The organism is Virgibacillus alimentarius (genome assembly GCF_017874635.1).
GTDB lineage: Bacteria > Bacillota > Bacilli > Bacillales > Amphibacillaceae > Virgibacillus_B > Virgibacillus_B alimentarius.
In genome coordinates this window covers 1-21,572 of the sequence record NZ_JAGIKX010000042.1, presented here as the reverse complement: position 1 = coordinate 21,572, position 21,572 = coordinate 1, and the positions used below count along the sequence as shown (strand labels likewise).

17 protein-coding genes are annotated in these 21,572 nt (G+C 39.1%); 13 read left to right on the top strand and 4 right to left on the bottom strand.

What is annotated here, in order from left to right; translation table 11 throughout:
* From J2Z81_RS14380 to J2Z81_RS14345, 8 genes are all read left to right on the top strand, one after another.
* Nucleotides 1-258, top strand: a 258-nt coding sequence (locus J2Z81_RS14380; protein ID WP_226371645.1) for a hypothetical protein, incomplete at its 5' end; no start/stop codon positions are given.
* A 27-nt stretch (nt 259-285) separates the two neighbouring features.
* Nucleotides 286-1,539: a YeeE/YedE family protein gene (locus tag J2Z81_RS14375; protein WP_226371644.1), complete on the top strand. Its 1,254-nt coding sequence runs from the start codon at nt 286-288 to the stop codon at nt 1,537-1,539.
* A gap of 184 nt (nt 1,540-1,723) precedes the next feature.
* On the top strand, nt 1,724-3,052 hold the full coding sequence (locus J2Z81_RS14370) for a sigma 54-interacting transcriptional regulator (protein ID WP_226371643.1): 1,329 nt from the start codon (nt 1,724-1,726) through the stop codon (nt 3,050-3,052).
* A gap of 17 nt (nt 3,053-3,069) precedes the next feature.
* Nucleotides 3,070-4,374, top strand: coding sequence for an aspartate aminotransferase family protein (locus tag J2Z81_RS14365; protein WP_029267135.1), 1,305 nt, complete (start codon nt 3,070-3,072; stop codon nt 4,372-4,374).
* A gap of 34 nt (nt 4,375-4,408) precedes the next feature.
* Nucleotides 4,409-5,779: a YjiH family protein gene (locus J2Z81_RS14360; RefSeq protein ID WP_029267131.1), complete on the top strand. Its 1,371-nt coding sequence runs from the start codon at nt 4,409-4,411 to the stop codon at nt 5,777-5,779.
* Between the two features lie 42 nt (nt 5,780-5,821).
* Nucleotides 5,822-7,177 (top strand): FAD-binding oxidoreductase, encoded by a 1,356-nt coding sequence (locus J2Z81_RS14355; protein ID WP_029267130.1) that lies wholly within the window; start codon nt 5,822-5,824, stop codon nt 7,175-7,177.
* A gap of 280 nt (nt 7,178-7,457) precedes the next feature.
* Complete coding sequence (gene fmdA, locus J2Z81_RS14350) at nt 7,458-8,636, top strand: formamidase (RefSeq protein WP_029267129.1); 1,179 nt, start codon at nt 7,458-7,460, stop codon at nt 8,634-8,636.
* A 16-nt stretch (nt 8,637-8,652) separates the two neighbouring features.
* Entirely contained in the window at nt 8,653-8,925 is a 273-nt protein-coding gene (locus J2Z81_RS14345) for an FmdB family zinc ribbon protein (RefSeq protein WP_029267128.1), read from the top strand.
* A gap of 59 nt (nt 8,926-8,984) precedes the next feature.
* On the opposite strand, the gene J2Z81_RS14340 is transcribed toward J2Z81_RS14345, so the two are convergent.
* On the bottom strand, nt 8,985-9,659 hold the full coding sequence (locus tag J2Z81_RS14340; protein WP_029267127.1) for a uracil-DNA glycosylase: 675 nt from the start codon (nt 9,657-9,659) through the stop codon (nt 8,985-8,987).
* Nucleotides 9,660-9,802: 143 nt separating this feature from the next.
* Here J2Z81_RS14340 and J2Z81_RS14335 point away from each other — a divergent pair, with 143 nt between their 5' ends.
* Nucleotides 9,803-11,044, top strand: coding sequence for a multidrug effflux MFS transporter (locus tag J2Z81_RS14335; RefSeq protein WP_226371642.1), 1,242 nt, complete (start codon nt 9,803-9,805; stop codon nt 11,042-11,044).
* A gap of 479 nt (nt 11,045-11,523) precedes the next feature.
* Here J2Z81_RS14335 and J2Z81_RS14330 read toward each other — a convergent pair whose 3' ends face one another.
* Complete coding sequence (locus J2Z81_RS14330; protein ID WP_226371641.1) at nt 11,524-12,219, bottom strand: YjjG family noncanonical pyrimidine nucleotidase; 696 nt, start codon at nt 12,217-12,219, stop codon at nt 11,524-11,526.
* Between the two features lie 175 nt (nt 12,220-12,394).
* On the opposite strand from J2Z81_RS14330, the gene J2Z81_RS14325 reads away from it, so the two are divergent.
* Both J2Z81_RS14325 and J2Z81_RS14320 read left to right on the top strand, forming a co-directional pair.
* The gene (locus tag J2Z81_RS14325) at nt 12,395-13,579 is read left to right on the top strand and encodes a DUF4317 domain-containing protein (protein WP_226371640.1); all 1,185 of its coding nucleotides are present in this window, start codon (nt 12,395-12,397) and stop codon (nt 13,577-13,579) included.
* 262 nt (nt 13,580-13,841) lie between these two features.
* Nucleotides 13,842-14,822 carry an NAD(P)H-quinone oxidoreductase gene (locus tag J2Z81_RS14320; RefSeq protein WP_029267114.1) on the top strand — a complete coding sequence of 327 codons (981 nt, stop codon included), beginning with the start codon at nt 13,842-13,844 and terminating at the stop codon, nt 14,820-14,822.
* A 651-nt stretch (nt 14,823-15,473) separates the two neighbouring features.
* On the opposite strand, the gene J2Z81_RS14315 is transcribed toward J2Z81_RS14320, so the two are convergent.
* The gene (locus tag J2Z81_RS14315) at nt 15,474-17,267 is read right to left on the bottom strand and encodes a cation:proton antiporter (RefSeq protein WP_029267104.1); all 1,794 of its coding nucleotides are present in this window, start codon (nt 17,265-17,267) and stop codon (nt 15,474-15,476) included.
* A gap of 337 nt (nt 17,268-17,604) precedes the next feature.
* Here J2Z81_RS14315 and sspO point away from each other — a divergent pair, with 337 nt between their 5' ends.
* Together sspO and J2Z81_RS14305 are read left to right on the top strand one after the other, a co-directional pair.
* Nucleotides 17,605-17,760: a small acid-soluble spore protein O gene (sspO, locus tag J2Z81_RS14310; RefSeq protein ID WP_029267102.1), complete on the top strand. Its 156-nt coding sequence runs from the start codon at nt 17,605-17,607 to the stop codon at nt 17,758-17,760.
* Between the two features lie 138 nt (nt 17,761-17,898).
* Complete coding sequence (locus J2Z81_RS14305; RefSeq protein WP_226371639.1) at nt 17,899-18,780, top strand: cupin domain-containing protein; 882 nt, start codon at nt 17,899-17,901, stop codon at nt 18,778-18,780.
* Nucleotides 18,781-18,854: 74 nt separating this feature from the next.
* Here J2Z81_RS14305 and J2Z81_RS14300 read toward each other — a convergent pair whose 3' ends face one another.
* Nucleotides 18,855-20,957, bottom strand: a complete 2,103-nt coding sequence (locus J2Z81_RS14300) for a catalase (RefSeq protein ID WP_226371638.1) — start codon at nt 20,955-20,957, stop codon at nt 18,855-18,857.
* Between the last annotated feature and the right edge of the window lie 615 nt (nt 20,958-21,572).

Sequence of the window (21,572 nt, the reverse complement as noted above, 5' to 3'; positions counted from 1 at the left end):
GATACTCAAGAGATTGAACCGCCGTATACGGAACCGTACGTACGGTGGTGTGAGAGGTCGACTAACCAAGTAATGGTTAGTCACCTACTCGATTTCTTTCTTATGAATTGCTACAGTAAGTTTTCATCCGTCACTGACATGGAAGCATATAAAGGGGTATTTCTGGATATAGATGCTTTCCTTTTTCCTCCGATCCATCTATTTACAAAACCAAGAAAATATATTAAAATAATTGCAGTAATAAAGCATAGTAAATAAATAGGGATTAGAGGGATAATAGATAATATGGTACCAGAAGCTTATAAAGTATATCAGTGGAATAAGCCAAAACAATCCACAACGATTGAAACGGCTCTTGCTCCTGTTCAAAAGCCTTTCGTATGGATTGGGTTGGTAGCGGCTGTCATATTATATTTATCCATTTTAATTTATTCAACTTATACACAAGGTTTTTTGTATCTAATCGGGATAGCGTTAGGGGTTACATTGTTACACGCGCGTTTTGGTTTCACCTCAGCTTTTAGAAGATTAATTTCTGTAGGAAATGTACAAGGCTTGCAGGCTCACATGATCATGCTGGCTGTTACTTCAACACTATTTGCAATTATACTATCCAGTGGCTTTAGTTTTACAGGCATCACCCCAAATGGTTATGTGTCTCCTGTTGGCATTAGTATTATTGTTGGTTCTTTTTTATTTGGAATAGGAATGCAAATGGGAAATGGGTGTGCTTCCGGGACATTATATAATTTTGGTGGTGGAAAGTCTTCGATGGTTCTAACTTTGCTTAGCTTTATAGTAGGTTCCGTCATAGGGGCTTACCATCTTGGTTTTTGGCTTAATCTCCCATCACTTCCACCAATCTCATTAGCAGAATCAACTAGACTTGGCTATTTTGGAGGTTGGGGACTTCAGTTCCTCATATTTATTAGCATTTATGTAATTACAGATAAAATTGCTAAAAAGAAAAATCCTCCTCAAATGAAGCCGTTGGCTACTACAAGTGGATTCAAGAAATTATGGCGTGGCGCTTGGCCGCTCGTTACAGCTGGTGTTGTACTTGCTCTACTTAATGCTTTTACACTTGCTATACGAGGTCAGCCGTGGGGAATTACTTCAGCTTTTTCACTTTGGGGATCTAAATTTTTGCAATTATTTGGGGTCAATGTTGCCAATTGGTCTTTTTGGGAAGGTAATACAGAGGCACTTCGGGAAACTGTTTTGGCCGATTCTACCAGCGTCATGAATTTTGGAATAATACTTGGTGCGTTTATTGCTGCCTCTTTTCAAGGTAATTTCAAACCGGGAAAAATAAAAACTGGTGTAGCTATTTCATCCATTATCGGCGGGTTGTTAATGGGATATGGTGCAAGACTTGCATTTGGTTGTAATATTGGTGCCTATTTCGGCGGAATTGCTTCATTTAGTTTACACGGTTGGGTATGGATGGTTATGGCACTCGCAGGATCTTATTTCGGATTATACTTCCGCAAAATCTTTGGACTTAAAAATCCAAGCCCGAACGATTCATTTTGCTAATCAATCAATTTTATAATAATAAGGATACGGCGCCATTTAGGAGAATGCGTCGTATTTTTTTGCGCACTAATAAGATGAAAAAACAGAAAATAGGAAACAATATTGCATTTGAATATTCAGTTATGTATAATTATTATACAACATTACATAATTATGCATTTCTAAATAATTAGGAGGTGATTTGTTGCAAAGCTTATATCTATTACCTAATTCAGAAGAAGAAATCATTGAGTCCTATGACGAGGATATTATTGTTACCAAACGCGACGGAACGATTATAAAGGTAACACGTAAAAGCGGGCTATATTATGATTTGTCAGCGGAAGAATTGCTCGGGCAATCCGTCTATGAATTAGAATCAAAGGGCATTTTCACCCCTGCGATTACACCTCTTGTTCTGAAGCAGAAAAAGAAGGTAGCCATTGTGCAAATCGCCTCTAATAATCGAAAGGTGCTTATTACCGGGATTCCATTGTTTAATGAATTCCAGGAAGTCGAGTTTGTGATCAGTTATTCCTATGACGTATCAGAATTACGTTTAATGCAGGAATATTTAGCTGAATTCGAGGATGAAATGTCAACTGTAAAGGAAGAACTTGCTTTACTGCGGAAGGAAAGTTTACATGTAGAAGGTTTTATTTGCGAGAGTAAATCAATGAAACAAATTTTAAAAATGATTGATAAAATCGCTCCGCTTCAAGTATCAGTCGTTCTTGAGGGGGAAAGCGGTGTAGGAAAAACAGCACTTGCAAAAATTATTCACAAACAAAGTACAAAAAAGGCCGGTCCATTTGTCACCGTTGATTGCGGTATTATACCAGATGCTCTTTTTAAGAGGGAACTCATTGGCGGACTGGACGCGGAGGGAACAAAGAAAATTGGATTTCTGCAGATGGCCCAGTCGGGTACCTTATATTTACAAGGAATAGACGAGTTATCATTAGCTTCTCAGACAACTTTATTAAAGGAGTTGCAGCGGACAAATGGAAACTTCAGAATAATTACTGCAGCGGAACAATCGTTGGAGGATTTAATGGCAGCCAAACAGTTTCGGGAAGATTTATTTTATTATTTACATGTCGTGCCTATTCACGTTTTGCCACTTAGGGAACGACCGGAAGATTTAAGGAAGGCGTTTGAAATCTATCTTGAAAAGTATAACGGGATGTACCAACAAAATAAAAAACTATCCGATCCATTATTCCATTCGTTGCTTTATATGCGATGGGAAAGAAATTTTATGGAAGTTAAGAATCTGATGGAGCGTTTAGTCGTTCAAAGCGAATCAGCCATGATAACGGAGGATGATTTACCCGCGGAATATATACAGCAGCATGTGGGGATTGATTCGATTGAAATGGAAGGACATCCTTTACCCGCAATTTTGGAAAAAGTGGAAAAGGAAGTTTTGCTGAAAGCACAAAAGCAATATAAAACAACAACGGAAATGGCGGATTATCTGGGAATTAGTCAAGCGTCGGTAGTAAGAAAACTCAAAAAGTATTTTGATTGATCAGGAGGATGGAGAAGATGGAACAAAAACAAAAAAACTGGGAAGCATTAGTAGATTCAATTGGTAATTTCCTTGCACCGGGGATGGCAAAGGATCATCCGAATCTACCGGTAGTCAAGGCAGAAGGATGTTATTACTATGGAACAGATGGCAAGGAATACCTTGATTTCACATCAGGGATAGCAGTGGAAAATGTCGGTCATAGGCATCCTAAAGTAGTACAAGCAATTAAAGATAGTGCGGATCATTTAGTTCATGGTCCTTCAGGTGTCATTATCTATGAACCTATTTTAAAGTTAGCAGAGGAACTTCAAGCGGTACTTCCTGGAAAACTCGATAACTTTTTCTTTGGAAATAGTGGTACAGAAGCCATTGAAGGGGCATTAAAACTAGCAAAACATGTGACAAAGCGCCCTTATGTTATTTCTTTTACCGGCTGTTTTCACGGACGTACTATCGGTGCACTTAGCGTTTCCACATCAAAAAGTAAGTACCGGAAATACCAGCAACCTGCATGGCTGACGTATCAACTCCCTTATGCACACCCAGAAGAATGTCCAGACGGAGTGGATCCAGAAGTTTATTTTCCGGAAAAATTAGAGAAGGAAGCGGAGACGTTATTTAAACATCAAGTGGATCCAGAAGAAGTTGCTTGTATGATTTTAGAGCCTGTTCTTGGTGAAGGCGGATATATTATTCCACCGAAAGCATGGCTGAAGAAAATCAGGGAAATCTGTGATCGTCATGGCATATTGCTTATTTTTGATGAGGTACAAACCGGATTTGGCCGTACTGGAAATTGGTTTGCTTCACACACCTTTGATGTAACACCTGATATTATGGCAATTGCAAAAGGAATTGCAGCTGGACTGCCACTTGGTGCAACAGTAGCTTCGAAAGAATTAATGGAAAAGTGGCCACTTGGTGCGCATGCGACAACATTTGGCGGTAATCCGATCGCTTGTGCAGCTGCAAGAGCATCTCTAAATGTGATCAAGGAAGAAAATCTTCTTGAAAATGCGACGAACATAGGAGCGTATGCCCTCGAGCGACTACAGCAAATGAAGGAAAATTATCCGGTTATTGCAGATGTTCGCGGTGTTGGCTTAATGATTGGTATCGAACTTCGAAATCCGGAAACAGGAAATCCGGATGGTGACGCTGTGATGAAGGTATTAAATGAATGCTTGGAAAAAGGCGTTCTATTTTATATTTGTGGAAACGCAGGTGAAGTAATCCGAATGATTCCACCGCTTGTTATTACCAAAGAACAAATGGACCGGGGACTAGATGTGCTTGAAGAAGTATTGGAGTCATTGTAAATTTGCCATTTTTTAAAAAAGGGGGGATTGATTCATGGAGAGCCAGCAAAGAGAGGAATCTTATGAAGAAAAGGATAGCGTGGATAAAAAAGGTTTGCTCAGATTTTTAATTCCTTCTTTATTCGGAGTATTTATTTTCCTATTTCCCATCTATGATGGGGATACGTTTAATATTCCGTTAGGGGTAGTAACCGAATTTGTGATCGATGCTTTATCAGGTGCTCTTCCTGCGATCATTACGTACGTGATGTTGATTTCAACGATGTTTACCGTGATTGCAGCTATATTTAAGCCGAAATTTATAGTGCATTCGCCTCTATTTAACTCTCTATTTCATGTTTCGATATTTTGGACCATTACTAGAGTGTTGGGGACCCTATTTGCGTTTATGACTTTTCATCAGTTTGGCTGGGAAGTATTTAAATCAGAAGTGACCGGACAAGTGATGTTTGATTTATTGACGACCTTAATTGTGTGGTTTTTCGTTGCATCCTTTTTAATGCCATATCTGATTAATTTTGGGGTGATGGAATTTGTTGGGACCATGCTTCGCGGAGTCATTAAACCTCTCTTTACATTACCAGGGCGTTCAGCCATTGATTTACTGGCATCTTGGGTAGGAAACGTAAATGTTGGAGTTGTTTTAACACGGGAACAATATCAAGCTGGATTTTACACGGGGCGGGAAGCAGCAGCCATTGCAACCTGCTTCTCCACTGTATCCCTCCCGTTCTGTCTTGTCATTGCAGGGATGCTGGATATTGATCATATGTTTCCAGTACTATACTTAACGATCTGTATTGCAGGTGTGGTAAGTGCCGTGATTATTCCAAGAATACCACCATTATCTAGAATACCTGATACGTACTATACAGAGAATGATTATACGGAATCTGTTCCAAAAGGGATATCAAAAATGAAATGGGGCCTGATTCAGGCGATAGAGCGGGCTAAAAAAGCTGGTTCGTTTAAAGATCAAATGAAACAGGGAAGTGAAGTATTCTTAGGTATTGCTTTTGTTCTCATCCCCCAAGTAATGGCAATTGGAACAGTAGCTTTAATTATAGCGGAGTTTACGCCGTTTTTTGAAATAATTTCAAAGCCTATGGTGCTCCTGTTAAACATACTGCAAATACCGGAAGCAGTTCAAGCTGCCCCGGCTACGATCGTTGGTTTTATTGATATGTTTATCCCGGCTGTTTTAGCATCTGGCATTGAAGCGGAGATGACGAGATTTGTTGTTGCTGCATTATCACTTGTACAAATTATTTATTTAACGGAAATGGGAACATTGCTGATCATCTCCAAAATCCCAGTCGGTATTGGACGTTTATTTCTTGTTTTTATGGAACGTACATTCATCTCATTACCTATTATTGCATTGATTGCTCATATGATATTTTAAGTGCAAACATAAAAGTAAAAATATTCAGGAAGTGGTGCTCAGATGTTTATTCATATGCTGAAAGATCAACTCGGCAATGAAAAGGTTAGTCAAAATGAAACAGCATTATTTGCGTGCAGTCACGATGAGTCGCCGCATCAAGCTGTAGAACCGGAAGTTGTCTGTTTTCCGGAATCACGGGAAGATATTGAGAAAATTTTAGAAATCGCACGCACGTACCATGTTCCAGTTACGTCTTTTGGCGCTGGGTCAGGTCTTGAGGGACAAGCTATTCCCATTCAGCGAGGGATTGTCATTCATTTTGAGAAGATGAATAAGGTCGTTGACTTTTCACCTGAAGATATGACCATCACGGTACAGCCGGGTCTGACAAGGAAAAGTTTAAATAAAATAGTCAATCGTCATGGGCTCATTTTTCCTGTCGATCCTGGGGCAGATGCGACGATTGGCGGAATGGCAGCAACGAATGCCAGTGGAACAACAGCAGTGCGCTATGGTGCGATGCGGGATCAAACGCTTGACTTGGAAGTCGTTTTAGCAGATGGAAAGGTGATTCATACGGGAACGCGTGCTAAAAAGTCATCATCCGGCTACAATTTAACAGGTCTATTTACCGGATCAGAAGGTACATTAGGCATCATTACGGAAGTGACTTTGAAGTTACACGGGATACCGGAACATACACTGATGGCTAGATGTACCTTTGATGATATAGAAACTTGTGCCGCCGCAGCTCAAACGATATTACTTAGCGGTATTTCGGTTATGCGGATGGAACTCGTCGATGCAACAAGTATTGCACAGGTAAATGCTTATGGGGCCTATGACTATCCGGTCCATCATACATTATTTTTTGAATTTGCCGGGATGAAAGCAGCAGTGGAAGAAGAATCAGTTTTGGCGAAAGAATTATTACATGACCTTGGGTGTAGGGATTGGGAAGTGGCTACGGACCCTGCTAAGCAGAAAGAAGTTTGGCGAACACGTCATGAACTCTCCTATGCTTTTACACATGTAAAAGGAATGCGTGATACTGGTGCAGATGTTTGTGTTCCCATATCACGTCTTCCGGAATTAGTTAGTTATGCGCGTGAGTTGATTGAAGAAAGCGGCTTAACAGGAGGTGTTTTAGGACATATTGGGGATGGTAATTTTCATACGATTGTCCTATTTAACCCCAAGGTAGAAGGAGAGCAGGAACGGGCAATGTACACAAATGACGCTCTAGCGATGCGAGCAATAGAAGTTGGCGGCACATGCACGGGAGAACATGGTGTAGGTCTTGGGAAGATGAAATTTCAAAAAGCTGAACATGGGGAAGCGGTAGAGGTTATGAAAAATATGAAGCAAATGCTAGATCCGGAGGGAATATTAAATCCGGGGAAGATGTTTGAGTGATATAAAGCGGTCAACATGTAACGTTTAAATAATAAAAAGCGTCAATATTCTTTGATAGAGGATCGGCGCTTTTTGAGTTTCATCTAGTAAATCATCATTTTTTCGAAATGAAATAGATCTTAAGTCATCGAAAACGAATAGTTTTTTAACCATTTTGGGCATGATTCCCCCGGAATGATCATATCCTATGAATGTATTAAGTTTGTTTAATAGTACGAGATTAATTCATCTATGATCTTCATACAAATTTCGAATAAATAATGTTGAAGGAGATGGGGAATTGCCAAAAAAATTATTTAAAGTGGACTTGAACAAGAAAATGGACGAGCAGGAGGTAGTGGGGCATAATCGTTGGCATCCAGATATTCCAGCCGCTTTTTCGGTCGATCCAGGTGAGTCATTTCGGATGGAATGTCTTGATTGGACAGATGGACAAATTGGTAATAACGATGATCCCTCTGACATACGCGATGTAGACTTAACTCGTGTACATGTACTTAGTGGGCCAGTATATGTTAATGGAGTAGAGCCAGGCGATTTACTTGTTGTAGATATTTTGGATATTGGAACATTTCGTGCACATGAATGGGGATTTAATGGAATTTTCGCAAAAGAAAATGGCGGTAGCTTTTTAACAGATCATTATCCACAAGCAGCCAAGTCTATATGGGATTTCAATGGTATTTACGCGACTTCAAGACATGTTCCAAATGTAAAATTTGCTGGGCTGATTCATCCTGGACTTATTGGTGTAGCTCCTTCACAAGAAATGCTTGATGAGTGGAATAGACGTGAGCAGGAATTAGTTGATTCAAACCCCAATCGTGTACCACCTTTAGCAAATCTTCCTACCAAAGAGAATGCTGTTCTTGGTGGTTTAAAGGGAGAAGACTTTGATCGAGTGGCTAGAGAGGGGGCACGAACGGTTCCTCCAAGGGAAAACGGTGGAAATTGTGATATTAAGGAATTATCAAAAGGATCAAGGTCTTTCTTTCCAGTATTTGTAGATGGTGCGAAGCTTTCTGTAGGCGATTTACACTTCTCCCAGGGTGACGGGGAAATAACTTTTTGTGGTGGAATTGAGATGCCGGGTTGGATTGATTTAAGGGTTGATGTGATTAAAGGTGGAATGGAAAAATATCAAATTAAGAAAAATCCTGCCTTCAAACCAGGGCCTGTTATGCCACACTATAATGAGTTTATCGTATTTGAAGGGGTTTCCGTTAATGAATTCTCCGGTAAACAAACATACCTTGATGCGAACGTTGCTTACAGAAATGCTTGTTTAAATGCGATTGAATTTTTGAAATCACATGGATTTACAGGAGAACAAGCATATATGCTGCTTGGTTCTGCCCCTGTACAAGGCCATTTAGCTGGGGTAGTGGATATACCAAATTCTTGTTGTACCATTGCTCTACCAAAAGATATTTTTGAGAAAAATATATTGCCTACGTAATATGGAGGTATAAAGAATGGCAAATTATACATTTCGATGTGTGAAGTGCGGGGAATTCACATTATGGTATCAGGGGATGCGTGGGAATAAACGGGAAGCATACTGCCCAGACTGTAATACTTTATCAAAGCGATTGTTCAAACCACCGATTACATTTCGATTGGATAGTCGAGTGAAAAATAGAATCGAAAGCGGAATGGAACCGAAAATAGTAAAGCGAGAAGATATGCCTCAAAATAGGAAGAAAAGACCAAATGCTGCCAGACCTTGGCAAGCCGGACATTCATAAGTAAATGAAAAAGTGCCGATGTTCTTTGATAGAGGATCGGCACTTTTCCATTTATCCCCTTAAAATAATCCCCAGTTGATTTCCTCCTGGTTGGTTTGTTTTAGTATTGCATTTGTGGTTGAAAAAGGTTTGCTGCCAAAAAAACCTTTATAAGCTGAGAAAGGACTTGGATGCGGGGATCGGATAATATAATGTTTGGATGTATCGATTAGTTTCTCTTTGCTTTGGGCAGCTCTTCCCCATAAAATATAAACGACTGGTTTCTCTTTATGATTGATCTGCTGAATCACACGGTCCGTAAAGTTTTCCCAGCCCATTCCTCGGTGGGAATGCGCTTGGCCTTGCCGAACGGTTAACACGGTATTTAAAAGAAGGACTCCCTGCTTTGCCCATTCAACCAAATAGCCGTGATCGGGTGGTGTACAGCCTACGTCATCTTGTAATTCTTTGAATATATTTCGTAAAGACGGCGGCTGTTTTACGGTCGGTTGAACAGAGAAACTAAGCCCATGTGCCTGGTTTGGACCATGATATGGATCCTGTCCTAAAATCACCACTTTCACTTGATGAAAAGGTGTGTAATGAAGGGCGTTAAAAATAGCATCCATAGGCGGGTAAATTGTTTGATTTGCATATTCTCTTTTCAAAAATTCTCTTAAATTTACATAATAATCTTTCGTAAATTCCTCGTTTAAAAGAGGTTCCCAATCATTCTTTAACATTTGTTTGCTCATTGTATCATCCTTTTTTCTAGCTAATCCATGCTGATTATATCATATTTTTTTTTTGAACTAGAATGCTAGAGAAGGGAGGAACGCTAAAAATATGTTATGGTTAGAAGCAAACGATGTTAAATATTGAAAGGAATGGGCCATTTATGAATGTCGCAGAAAATAAATTCGATCAACAATCAAAATCTAGTAAATTACGAAAGGCCTGGATCGTGTTTGTGTTAGGTTCACTCACTGCATTTGGCCCTTTATCGATGGACATGTATTTACCGGCACTTCCACTTGTAACGGAGGATCTAGAGACGACCGCTTCCCTTGCTCAATTAAGCTTAACGTCCTGTTTGCTGGGGCTTGCAGTTGGTCAGCTTCTTTTTGGGCCATTAAGTGATATGCAGGGCAGGCGCCGTCCGCTTGTCATTACATTGATTATTTACTCAGTAGTATCTGCATTATGCGCATTCAGTCCCTCGATTTGGGTGTTTGTTGGTTTACGATTTATTCAAGGTTTAACAGGTGCTGCAGGAATAGTCATTGCCCGGGCATCAGCACGGGATATGTATACCGGAAAAGATTTAACACAGTTTATCGCTTTACTTGCCTTAGTGAACGGGGCGGCACCTATTCTTGCTCCAATATTTGGCGGGGCTATCTTAAACTGGGTTTCTTGGCATGTCGTATTCTTTATCCTTGGGGCAATCGGATTTATGATGTTTTTGGCCGTTTTATTGACGCTTCCTGAAACATTGCCAGTGGAAAAAAGATCGGATGGAAATGTACTAGCGGTATTTAAGACATTTACCGATTTGCTAAAGGACCGGGTGTTTATGGGGATTGCATTATCTCAGTCGTTTGTCATGATGAGTATGTTTGCTTATATCGCGGGTGCTCCTTTTGTACTGCAAAATATTTACGGGGTTACCCCGCAACAATTCTCGCTTATATTTGCTGCAAATGGATTAGGAATTATTATGGCTGCTCAAATTACAGGGAAAATTGCTGTTAAAGTAAGCGAGTCAAAACTTCTATTAGCTGGGGCGATTACTTCTATTATTGGAAGCTGTTTATTGCTTGTTGTTGTTCTTCTCAATTTATCGTTTTGGCTGTTACTTGTTGCATTGTTTCTTGTGGTGTCTAGTGTCGGGATGGTATCGACAACTTCCTTTTCGCTCGGAATGCAGCGACGAGGGGAATCAGCAGGGAGCGCTTCCGCGTTTCTTGGTATTCTTCCGTTTGCCGGTGGGGCTGTTGTTTCACCGCTTGTTGGAATCGCCGGGGAAGATACAGCTTTGCCAATGGGAATCGTCATTTTTGTCTGCAGTACGTTGGCGTTGTTGATCTATGTTTCTATGGTGAAAGTAAGGGTGCAGATGAACGAATGCATCGATTAGCTCAGGTTTACTTGAAGAAAGTTTTGATAATAAGGTAAACTTGTTAAATTATTTCACGTCCTTTCTACCAGAAACATGTGTTACATAGAATGAACGATGAAGTTCTGGAAAAAAGTTACTTTACTACAAAGATTTTAGCACAGCAAAAAAAGCTGGTTCTCTATTTGAATCGCCGCCTCTTTCTACTCAAAACCGGCTATTTTAATAGGAGAATAGATTTAAAAAAAATATTCTAATGTGGATCGCTGCCTTTCGTTCTAGGTAACTCAGTTTGTGCTACTTTTCATGCATGCGTTAATTATCTGCATCATAAGTTAATCACTTGGACGCTCCGAGATGTTCTTGGATAATGTTCTTAGGATCATTTGAGACAATTCTGACTCTCCTTGCGGGTATAACTGCATTAGAAAGACTGTTTCCTAGTGTACGTCTGATCTTCATACACGCAGACTCCGATTGAATGTCGGAGTAGTCCCCGTTTAATCCGTTTCTTCCGATAGAATCTGCATAAGATCGGTCAGTTCACTAATTTCATAGGTTGGCTTTACATTTGTATTGTTTTCTTTATGATGGCGATTGAACCAGCAAGTGTCAATACCGTAATTAACCCCACCTTGTATATCCGAAGTCAAAGAATCCCCTACGATTAGAACGTTATCTTTATTTGTAATCTGTAGCTTGGAAAAAGCATAATCAAAAATGCCTTTTTCTGGCTTTTGGGTGCCAGCGTCTTCTGAGATAATAACTTGCTCAAAAATATCCGATAGTGGAGAACTTCCTATTCTTGCTGTTTGTACTTCCTTGAATCCGTTAGTAATAATAGCTAGACAATGGTTACGCAGATGATGACATACTTCTTCAGCACCTTGTATAAGATGTACTTCTTTTCCTAAATATCCTAGATAAACGCGATTGAATAATTCTGCATCTATCTTTAGATTATGTTTAAGGAACAGCCTTCTAAATCGCTCTACACCTAGTTCGGTCACTGATATATTTCCTTGTTCTAAAGCTTGCCATAACGCCTTGCTTATTTTTTTGTAGCTGGCGTGATAATTTGTTAAACCTGAAGGTAAGTCAAACTCCAGAAATGCTTTTGTTAGTGCTTCCTTTTCCGAGATACCGAAGTCAAATAATGTATCATCAACATCGAATAGTATGATTTCGTATTTCATGGGAACCTCCATTATTTATTTTCGACTTAGTAAATGTTTCTATTATTTCATGTTAGAATAGATACTTCAAGGAAACGATTAAATCAGATCAATTATCTATGATGCTGGCACGAGCAGCTATCTGGCTTTCAAAAGTATATGAATAGATCAAAAATAGACAAGGGGTAGGAATCTTATGAACAAAAAAGACATTGCGAACATCCGAAAACAATTCAAAGTACATAATGATTTACTGAAAATATCTGAAATATTTAATGTTTATATCATGAAGGAAACAAGCGAAATTTATCATCACCAAAGTCAACCGTTTGAAATGTTAGAGCAAGAGCAACAGGAATTATTTATGAATAACTTCAAAAAAGTGCTGACAGGGCAATTGGATCAAAAGTTATTCGAATTAAAATTTCAGCGTAACGTTGAAAATAATAGTCAGCTTATTCTTCATCAGGGATTGTTAAGCGATAATTCGGAAGACTGGAAAGAACAGATGCTTCTTATTGTAGAAAAGATGCTGAAAGATAAACAATATGAAATGGATATTGTCGTGACATTCATCCGGGGTGAATATTTGAAGCCAATGAAACGCCGAAATGAAGAGACGGAGGAGAATGAACGGGATGCTGTTTATTCCCATTCCTTTACGCTTTGCAGTATCAATAAAACACTGGATCCAAAAAAGGAATTGCTTTTTGACTATGTTGAAAAGAAATTCAAATACAATATTGTCGTAGATCCAATTATCAACCTCAATGCACCAATAGCCGGATTTCTATTTCCATGTTTCACCGATCATACTGCTGATGTCAATCGCATTTTATATTCTGCAGCCAAACCAAATGACATTGACCCCGATTTCATAGAGACAGTATTAAATGCCGAGGAGACGATGACCGCAGAAGAGGATAAATTCGTTTTTGAGGAAATTGTTAAAGATGTGACAGGAGATCAATTAAATACATCAACACTTGCCAATGTATATGAAGAAATCAATCGTGTGGTGGAAGAAAATGAGGATGAGGAAGAAACGCCGACATTAGGGTACAAAGAGGTGGAGCGTGTTTTAAAAAGCAGTGGTGTAGAAGAAGTCAATACAGAAAAGGTAGAAACAGCTTTCCAAAAAGTCATCGATGACGATAAATATGAACTAAAGGCAAATAACATCGTCCCAAAATATAACTCGAAATCCATCAAAATCGATACAAAAGTAGCGAAAATATCTATTAGCCCACAAGATTTAAGTTATGTAAAACGGATTAATTTTGATGGAAAGCCTTGCCTCTTAATTGAAGTAGAAGAAGATACCGTGATCGAAGGTTTCACCATGATTCCGGAAGCTTTTGGCGATACAAAAGACAATTGACAATGTATACATGCATGGAACCTGTACTACTGCCAGAAGAAATAGAAGAATTTTTAGTTAGTTTAGAGTAGAGAAATGCAAAAAATGTAGTTGTTCGTTTGGATAGTGGATTATTGGTAAAATATTTAGACAAAATGATGAACCATACAGATCATCCATCACGAATATTTAACCAGTAAAAATTTCTCATTTATCACAATAAAATGCTATCATTGTTTATAAACAAACATAAGAAAAATTCTACATAGAAGGAGGCGTCCAAATGAAAGCGATGATTGTTAATGAACCAGGTGGTGCTGAACAATTACAAGTAAGTGAGCAGCCAACTCCAGAGCCAAAAGATGGTGAAATACGTATTAAAGTGGAAGCGACAGCTGTGAATCGGACAGATATTATCAACCGACGAAGCAGTTCCGGCTATTTGGATCACCCTATTTTAGGTGTTGAAGTTGCTGGAGTTGTTGAAAAAGTAGCCGCAGATGTAGATATCGAAGTAGGTACTCGGGTGATGGGGCTTGTGAATGGCGGGGCATATGCTGCATATACGGTCATGCCAGCGGACCGGGCGATGGTGATTCCGGAAAATCTATCATTTGAAGAAGCGGCAGCTATTCCTGAAGTATTTTTGACTGCCTATCAGACGTTATTTTGGATAGGAAAATTACGTGTGGATGAAACGGTTCTGATTCATGCCGGAGGAAGCGGCGTTGGTACAGCTGCCATCCAGCTTGCGAAACAAATTGGACAAGCCAATATCATAACCACTGCGGGATCTAAAGAAAAACTGGATTTTTGCAGGTCATTGGGGGCGGATGTCTGTATCAATTATAAGGAACAGGATTTTGATCAGGAAGTATTAAAGGCTACAAATAATAAAGGGGCCGATTTGATTCTTGACTTTATAGGTGCTTCCTATTGGAAGAAAAATTTGGACAGTATTAAAATAGACGGGCGCTGGGTGTTGATCGGATTGTTAGGCGGTGCCAAAGTAGAAAAGTTTAACCTCATGCATCTGATGGCGAAGCGGATTCAGCTGACAGGAACGCTGCTGACACCTAGAAGTGATCAATATAAGGCAGATCTTACAGCAGATTTTGCGTCCAGCGCTTATGATTTATTTAAAAATCAAACATTAAAACCCATCGTCGATCGCGTTTTTCCTTTTGAAGAGATGCAAAAAGCACACGAATATATGGAAAACAATAAAAACACGGGGAAAATTGTTGTGAAAATGGATTCCTAAGCCTTAAGCAGGGAGCGAATAGTATGAAATATGATAATTTAATGAAGGTAAAAAATCCGGAGATTCATTTTGGTAGATCTAGTTAGAAGATTAATTGGAGATTTACTAGATCATGCTTCTTACTTTTTATTTTTTCTGTTCGTGTTTGTCATCTTGACATCCTTTTCCCCTGCTCTTTTTTTACAGGCCCTGGGGGCAATAGATGCTTTTTTGCCTCAATTTATAAGCGATTACTTTGCATCCATCCATGTAACATCAAAGCAATTGTTTAGTTTGTATTATATACTTTCGGTAATTACAATATCCAGTTTGATACTATTTTTGATTCAGGTCAGAATTGGACAAACTTGGATTTACACGCAGAAGCTGTTTGAAAAATGTATATTGGTTTGTTCTTATTTTTTAATGATTAACATGATACTCTCCAACTTAAATCTCCCTACTGCCAATCTGGGGAAGCTGATGGAATCAAATATCAACTTCTTTTACCTTGTATTTCCTGCTTTAACAACTGGATTAGTTGGTATGATTTTTATGTATATAATCATCCCGAGTATCTTCATGGTGATCAGTCCTACCCGGTTTAAAGATCGCTTTAAATGAAAGACCTTTGACGTTCTCATCATTCGTCAAAGGTCTTTTTTAAAAAAATTAATCCCCTTTCGTTAGAACGATAAGCTTATCTCCTTCATCCAGTACGAGTTTTCTCCGCAGTGTAATAAATTGAATCGTATCATCATCTTTTTTAATAAAAAGAGGGATGACATCTTCGGGAATATTATCTTTCTTTATTTTATTTTTTTCCTTAACATCTAACGCTTGGATAGAGTATCCTGTATTTATTTTCCGGTTCAATTCTGTAAAAACGGCATCTTTTCTAAATAACAAATGGGCTCTAACTGACACGGGATTCTTATCCTTGTTTACATTGCGCTGATCATAAGAAGGTAATGCAAAGGTATTATTATAACCGAACTCCGGTACGTAAGATTGACCAACAAGTGCATTAAAAGCATTATCTCCAGTCATGGCTAGAATGGTTTCGTAAGGAGTTAGGTCCACTTCGTACTGTGTATGCTCTGCAAGAATCTGCCCATGGTGAATAGGAATATCCTCCTTTATTGCAGCTTGAAGGCGTCCGTAAGATGTGTCACTAATGAGTACAGGAATTTTCAATTTGCGTAAATAATCAGCAAGTGCAACGGAAAAACTGCTTGATCCGACAATCAGGACTCCCGGTGGTGCGTCATTGGCAAGCCCAAGTTTTTTCCCCAATGGTCCAAGTGAAAACCCATGCGCACAGACGGTGATGAATACAAGTGCAAATGTTAAAGTTGTCAAAAGTGCTGCGTCCTCGTGTCCGTCCCTGAGAAGTATTTCTGCAAAGTATCCAGAAACGGTCAGTGCAACAATCCCGCGAGGCGCTATCCATCCGATTAATGTCTTTTCCTTGTTCGTGAGTTCTGTACCAATTGTTGAAATCCAAATGGATAAAGGTCGAACAATAAAAAGCATGATCAGCACAAAACCGATGATCGGCCACGTGAAAATTTCAGCAATGGTTTCCCGTGACAAAGAAGCGGTAAGCAGGATAAATATGGTTGATGTCAAGAGGACAGATATGTTTTCCACAAAATGAGAAATGCTGCCGATCGATGATACATAGCGTTTCGTTCGGGCAAGGGTTAGTCCCATTACGGTAACCGCAAGCATACCTGTCTCATGCATGATTACCTCTGCCATCGTAAAGCAAAGCAATACAAATGCTAAGATGATTGGTGATTTTAAATATTCCGGAAACATCCCTTTACTGACCATAATGCTGACGGAAAATCCAATTACATAACCAAAAACAATGGCGATGACCGCACTTGTAAAAAAGTTCAATAAATAATTGGCGTGCAGTGTTTCTGTTGTAAGAACATTGATCACTTCATAAGCAAAAAGAGCAAGGAGCGGTCCAAATGGATCGACAATAATCCCTTCCCATTTTAAAACAGCTGCAATTCGTGGTTTTAATTTTGCATTTCTTAGTAGGGGAATAATGACAGTTGGCCCAGTAACGACAAATAAACCACCGATGATAAATGAAATCTGAAGGCTTAGCCCCGCGATAAAATGAGCTGCAAGAGCACCTCCGATCCATGCAAGAAATGCCCCAAACGTGACAATTCGAAATACGGATTTAGAAATTCCTTTTATTTCTCTAATGTCCAGACTGGAGCTGCCTTCAAATAATACGATAGCAACTGCTAAGGAGATCAAAGGGCTATATAAATCTCCCATTGCTTCTTGTGGATTGAAAAAACCAGAGACAGGTCCTAGTAATAATCCTGCAATCGACATAATCACAATGGATGGCCATTGGATACGCCAAGCAAGCCATTGCGAGAAGATACCAACCACAAGAATAATTACAATACCGATTAAAATGGTGTTTGTCATTTTATCACCTAAGCTTTCTTATGTAGAAGGTCCAATAAATAATTAAATCTAATTTTACAATAAAAGGAAGTTAAATAAAAATAATAGTATTTATTAGCTTAACGAGAATGGCGTGATTTATACGGAAAGGTGTTTGGATGTAAATGCACAAATTTTAAATTGAATAGGGAAATGATTGAAAAAACGTTCAGCTTGGGAAGAAAACGGAACGTTTTTTTAATTGTTGTGCTGCATCGTGGATAGGACTTTATGTATGTCAGGTCCGCTGTAAAAAGGAATTGGTCTATACATATTCGTTGGTGTCGATAGGCAAGATAATAGTATGGAGGTGCTTATCGTGAGTAGAAAAAAGAGGAATCAAATAACCGGTGGGGTAAGTGATGAACAAGCTGTACGAAAGAAGTTATCCAAAAAATATGATCATGAGCTTGCTAATGAACCGTTAACGACAACGGAAAAAGTTCATAATAAGAAAACGAAGAAAAGGCAATAAGAAATCATGTAGGTTACTTCAAAAGGAAGGGGAAAAATCACAGAGGATTTTTTCTCTTCTTTTTCGTAGCGGAACGTACATTATCTAAATTTGGGCATAGGATGGTAGTGTTAGATACTTGTGAAAGGAATGAACAAAATGTATTTTATGCCTAACCCCTATCCGAATTGTTATATGCCTTATCGAACCATGTCTCAATATCCTGTAGAAACTACATTACAGCAAGGAATGTATCCACAAGAATTGGATGCTGTATATGAAGGCATTCAAAAAGAGGCTGCAGCCATTGACTTTTATTATCGACTAGCAGATGTAGCACCAAATCAAAAGCATAAAAATGAGATTTTGCACGCTTTAGAAGACAAAAAAGAATACTTCGGACAATTCATGAATCTTTACACTGCTCTCACTGGAAGTCGCCCGATGCATCAAAATAAGGGCATTCGTTTTCATACTTACAAAGAAGGTTTAGAAAAAGCGTATGAAGTAGAAGTGGAGAGAAATGAAGCCTATCAAACATATGGTTCAACTTCTCACCACCCCTTCATTCGTAATATTTTTACGCAGGCTTCTGAGAAGAACAATGTGCAACGATTTGATTTTTTGTTAAACGATTATGGAGGAGAGCCGTTTGTCGTAAATATAGAGGAAGCTGCAGAACGAAATAAGACGTTCCGTACTGCTTTATGGACAGGAGATCATTTGCAAGTGACCTTAATGAGCATTGATGTTGGAGAGGATATTGGATTAGAAGTTCACCCGGATATTGATCAGTTCTTCCGTATTGAAGAAGGTCAAGGTCTAGTGCAAATGGGAGACAGCAAAAATAATTTGGATTTTGAAAAAAACGTTTATGAAGACGTTGCGATCGTGGTTCCAGCTGGGAAATGGCATAATTTAACAAATACCGGTGATAAACCGATTAAACTATATTCGATCTATGCACCGCCTGAGCATCCTTATGGTACCGTTCATGAGACGAAAGCAATCGCAATGGCTGTCGATGAAGGCTACTACTAGATATTTATCGAATGGTGATTTTTACTAAAAAAAGAGCAACGTTTAAAATTCGTTGCTCTTACTGTCTTACCATGTTACTTTCGATTCCAGAAACGCTGCTGAGCGATTGCGGATACAAATTCATCTTTAAAATTTGGATTATTTTCGGCGAAAACGACACCAGCTAAGTTATTTTTATTTGTGTTATTAAAATAAGACGCTGCAGTTGTTGCTACACCAATTGGTTTATAATGTTTGTATGCTTCTTTTACAAATGATTTGATATCTGATCTGAATTTCGCTTCATTTTTGGTTTTTCCTCCTACAACATAAAGGGAATCGTATAACACAGAATAGGTTGAGGTGAATATGGTATTGACTTCGATTTGCATGCCGTCGTCTCCTTTGACAGTACCGAGGTTTTCACTGATAATATCTATAAAAACCCCACAATGATGCAGGTAATCAAGTACATTTTTTACTTCTTTGCCGTTAAAACCGTTGCCAATGAGAACAGCGACTTTTTGGGTGTATGGATAATAGGCTGTATTAGCCTGACTAAGGGCAGGGGAACTTTTTGTTACAGGTACATGCGATTCTTTTGGTGGATTGACGCCTATACTCTCAGCAATTGCCGTTGCCATGTGAGTGTCTACATTTCCAAACATATCAACAACTTGTTGGCGAACCGATTTACTTTTTACATATCCAAGGTGAAAGTTAAATGTTTCCACTATCTGCTGTTTCTCAACGGGGGTCATGCTGTTCCAAAACATTCTTGGCTGGCTGAAGAAATCAAAGAATGATTCTCCTGGACGTTCCCTCGTTTTATGTCCATCTACTTTCTCCGGATAATGCGCATAACCACCTTTTTCGGGAGGGGTTTCTTTCGGTGTATTGCCAGCCAAAGAATTCTTATGATAGTGTACGGAGTCAACATCAATCCGATGTCTCACATCGCTTTGTCGTTGATTAAGGTTCGTTTCGACGATAGGCTGGTTGACCGGTATATTATTAATATTGCCCGTGCCAAGTCGATGATAATCCGTATCTCTGTAAGCAAAGGATCTGCCTTGCAGGACGGGGTCATTCGTAAAATCAATCCCCGGAACAACCGTTGCAGGATCAAATGAAACTTGTTCTTCTTCCGCAAAGTGATTATCAACGAGTCGGTTCAATGTCATTTTTCCAATAATTTCAACAGGAATGACTTCTTCTGGCCAGAGTTTTGTATCATCCAAAATATCAAAATCATACTTGAATTGATCTTCTTCCTGGATCAGCTGCACGCCGAGTTCATATTCTGGGTATGCGCCGCACATAATGGCCTCATGGAGATCCCGTCGGTGGTAGTCAGGGTCAACCCCTCCAATAATATTTGCTTCATCAAGTAACAACGAATGAACACCGAGCATGGGCTTCCATACAAATCGGACGAAAGTTGATTTACCATGTTCATTGATAAATCGGAATGTATTGACAGGCCAGGCTTCCATCATTCGCCAGCTTCTCGGACGTCCTCGACCGGACATCAACCACATAATAAAATGCGCAATTTCCTGATTATTGGCGACATAATCCCAAGCATTATCGTGCGCGACAGTGGCTTGCGGAACGGCTGTACGCGGATTCGGTTTAACCGCATGCACAAAATCTGCAAATTTCATGGCATCCATAACGGAAAAAACAGCAAATGAGAGTGCCAGCATATCGTAATTTCCTTCTTGTGTGTAAAACTTGGTTGCAAAACCGCGGATATCGATTGCGGTATCCTTGGAGCCTTTACTTCCAATAAAGTTGGAGAAACGAACAAACACAGGTGTTTTGCATCCAGGTTCTTGCAAAAAATGTGCTCTTGTGACATGTCTCATGGATTTATATAACTCAAATTCTCCGTATGCCCCGTCACCTCTAGCATGAACCACTTTTTCAGGGATTCGTTCGCGGTTAAAATGTGACTGTTTTTTATAAAAATGAAAGTCTTGAAATAGTGTTGGTCCACGTCTTCCTGCTCGCAATGACCACCTGTCATTCGAAATTTTCAAACCGGCATCACTCGTTAATTTCTCACCTGGGCCTGTGTTTTTCTCCCTGTATTTATTCAGTTGTTCATTTTTGCTATTATCATGGCCAGGCTTTTTGTGTCTTGATGATTCATCGTTGTACTCATCTTTGTGATCGTCCTTGTAATCATCCATATAATAATCACCCATCCTTTTACCAAATATAAATCCATTTATATACATATGCGTGTTTTTGAAACTTAGAACAGGAGAAGCCCCTAACGTATTATAAAGAAATTTTTGTATACATTGAAAAAATCTATTGACAGATAGAAAGCAATTTGAAATAATAATAAAAATAAATTATGAATCTTTAATATCGTCCTGTGAAGCTTAAAGGAAGCGTTTTGTACGAAATATGTATATTTACATAAACCAATCCCTTTTCCTCCTAGAGAAAGCGCGTTTTCTATGAGGTGATGAAAAACAAAAATTGTTGAGTAGGTAAGAACACTCCAACCTTAGACAAAGGGATTATGTTGTTCAGCTGGATGAATAGACGATTTAAAGCAGTTGCTCATTTATGAAAATAGTATAAACGTGGTTATAAGTATGTTTAACAAACCTTTAAATAGATCCAGAGAGTTCTAAAAGGTTGCTCGGAAACACGTATGCCCACTATACGTGTGCCTCTTTGCAGCCTATTGCAGAGAGGTTTTTTTAGTGCGCCCAGCATGGGCTATAACTTGGTGGTGAAAGTCCACTACAGGCTTGGCAGTAGGAACTGTTAGCTGAAAGCAAGGGTGTCCA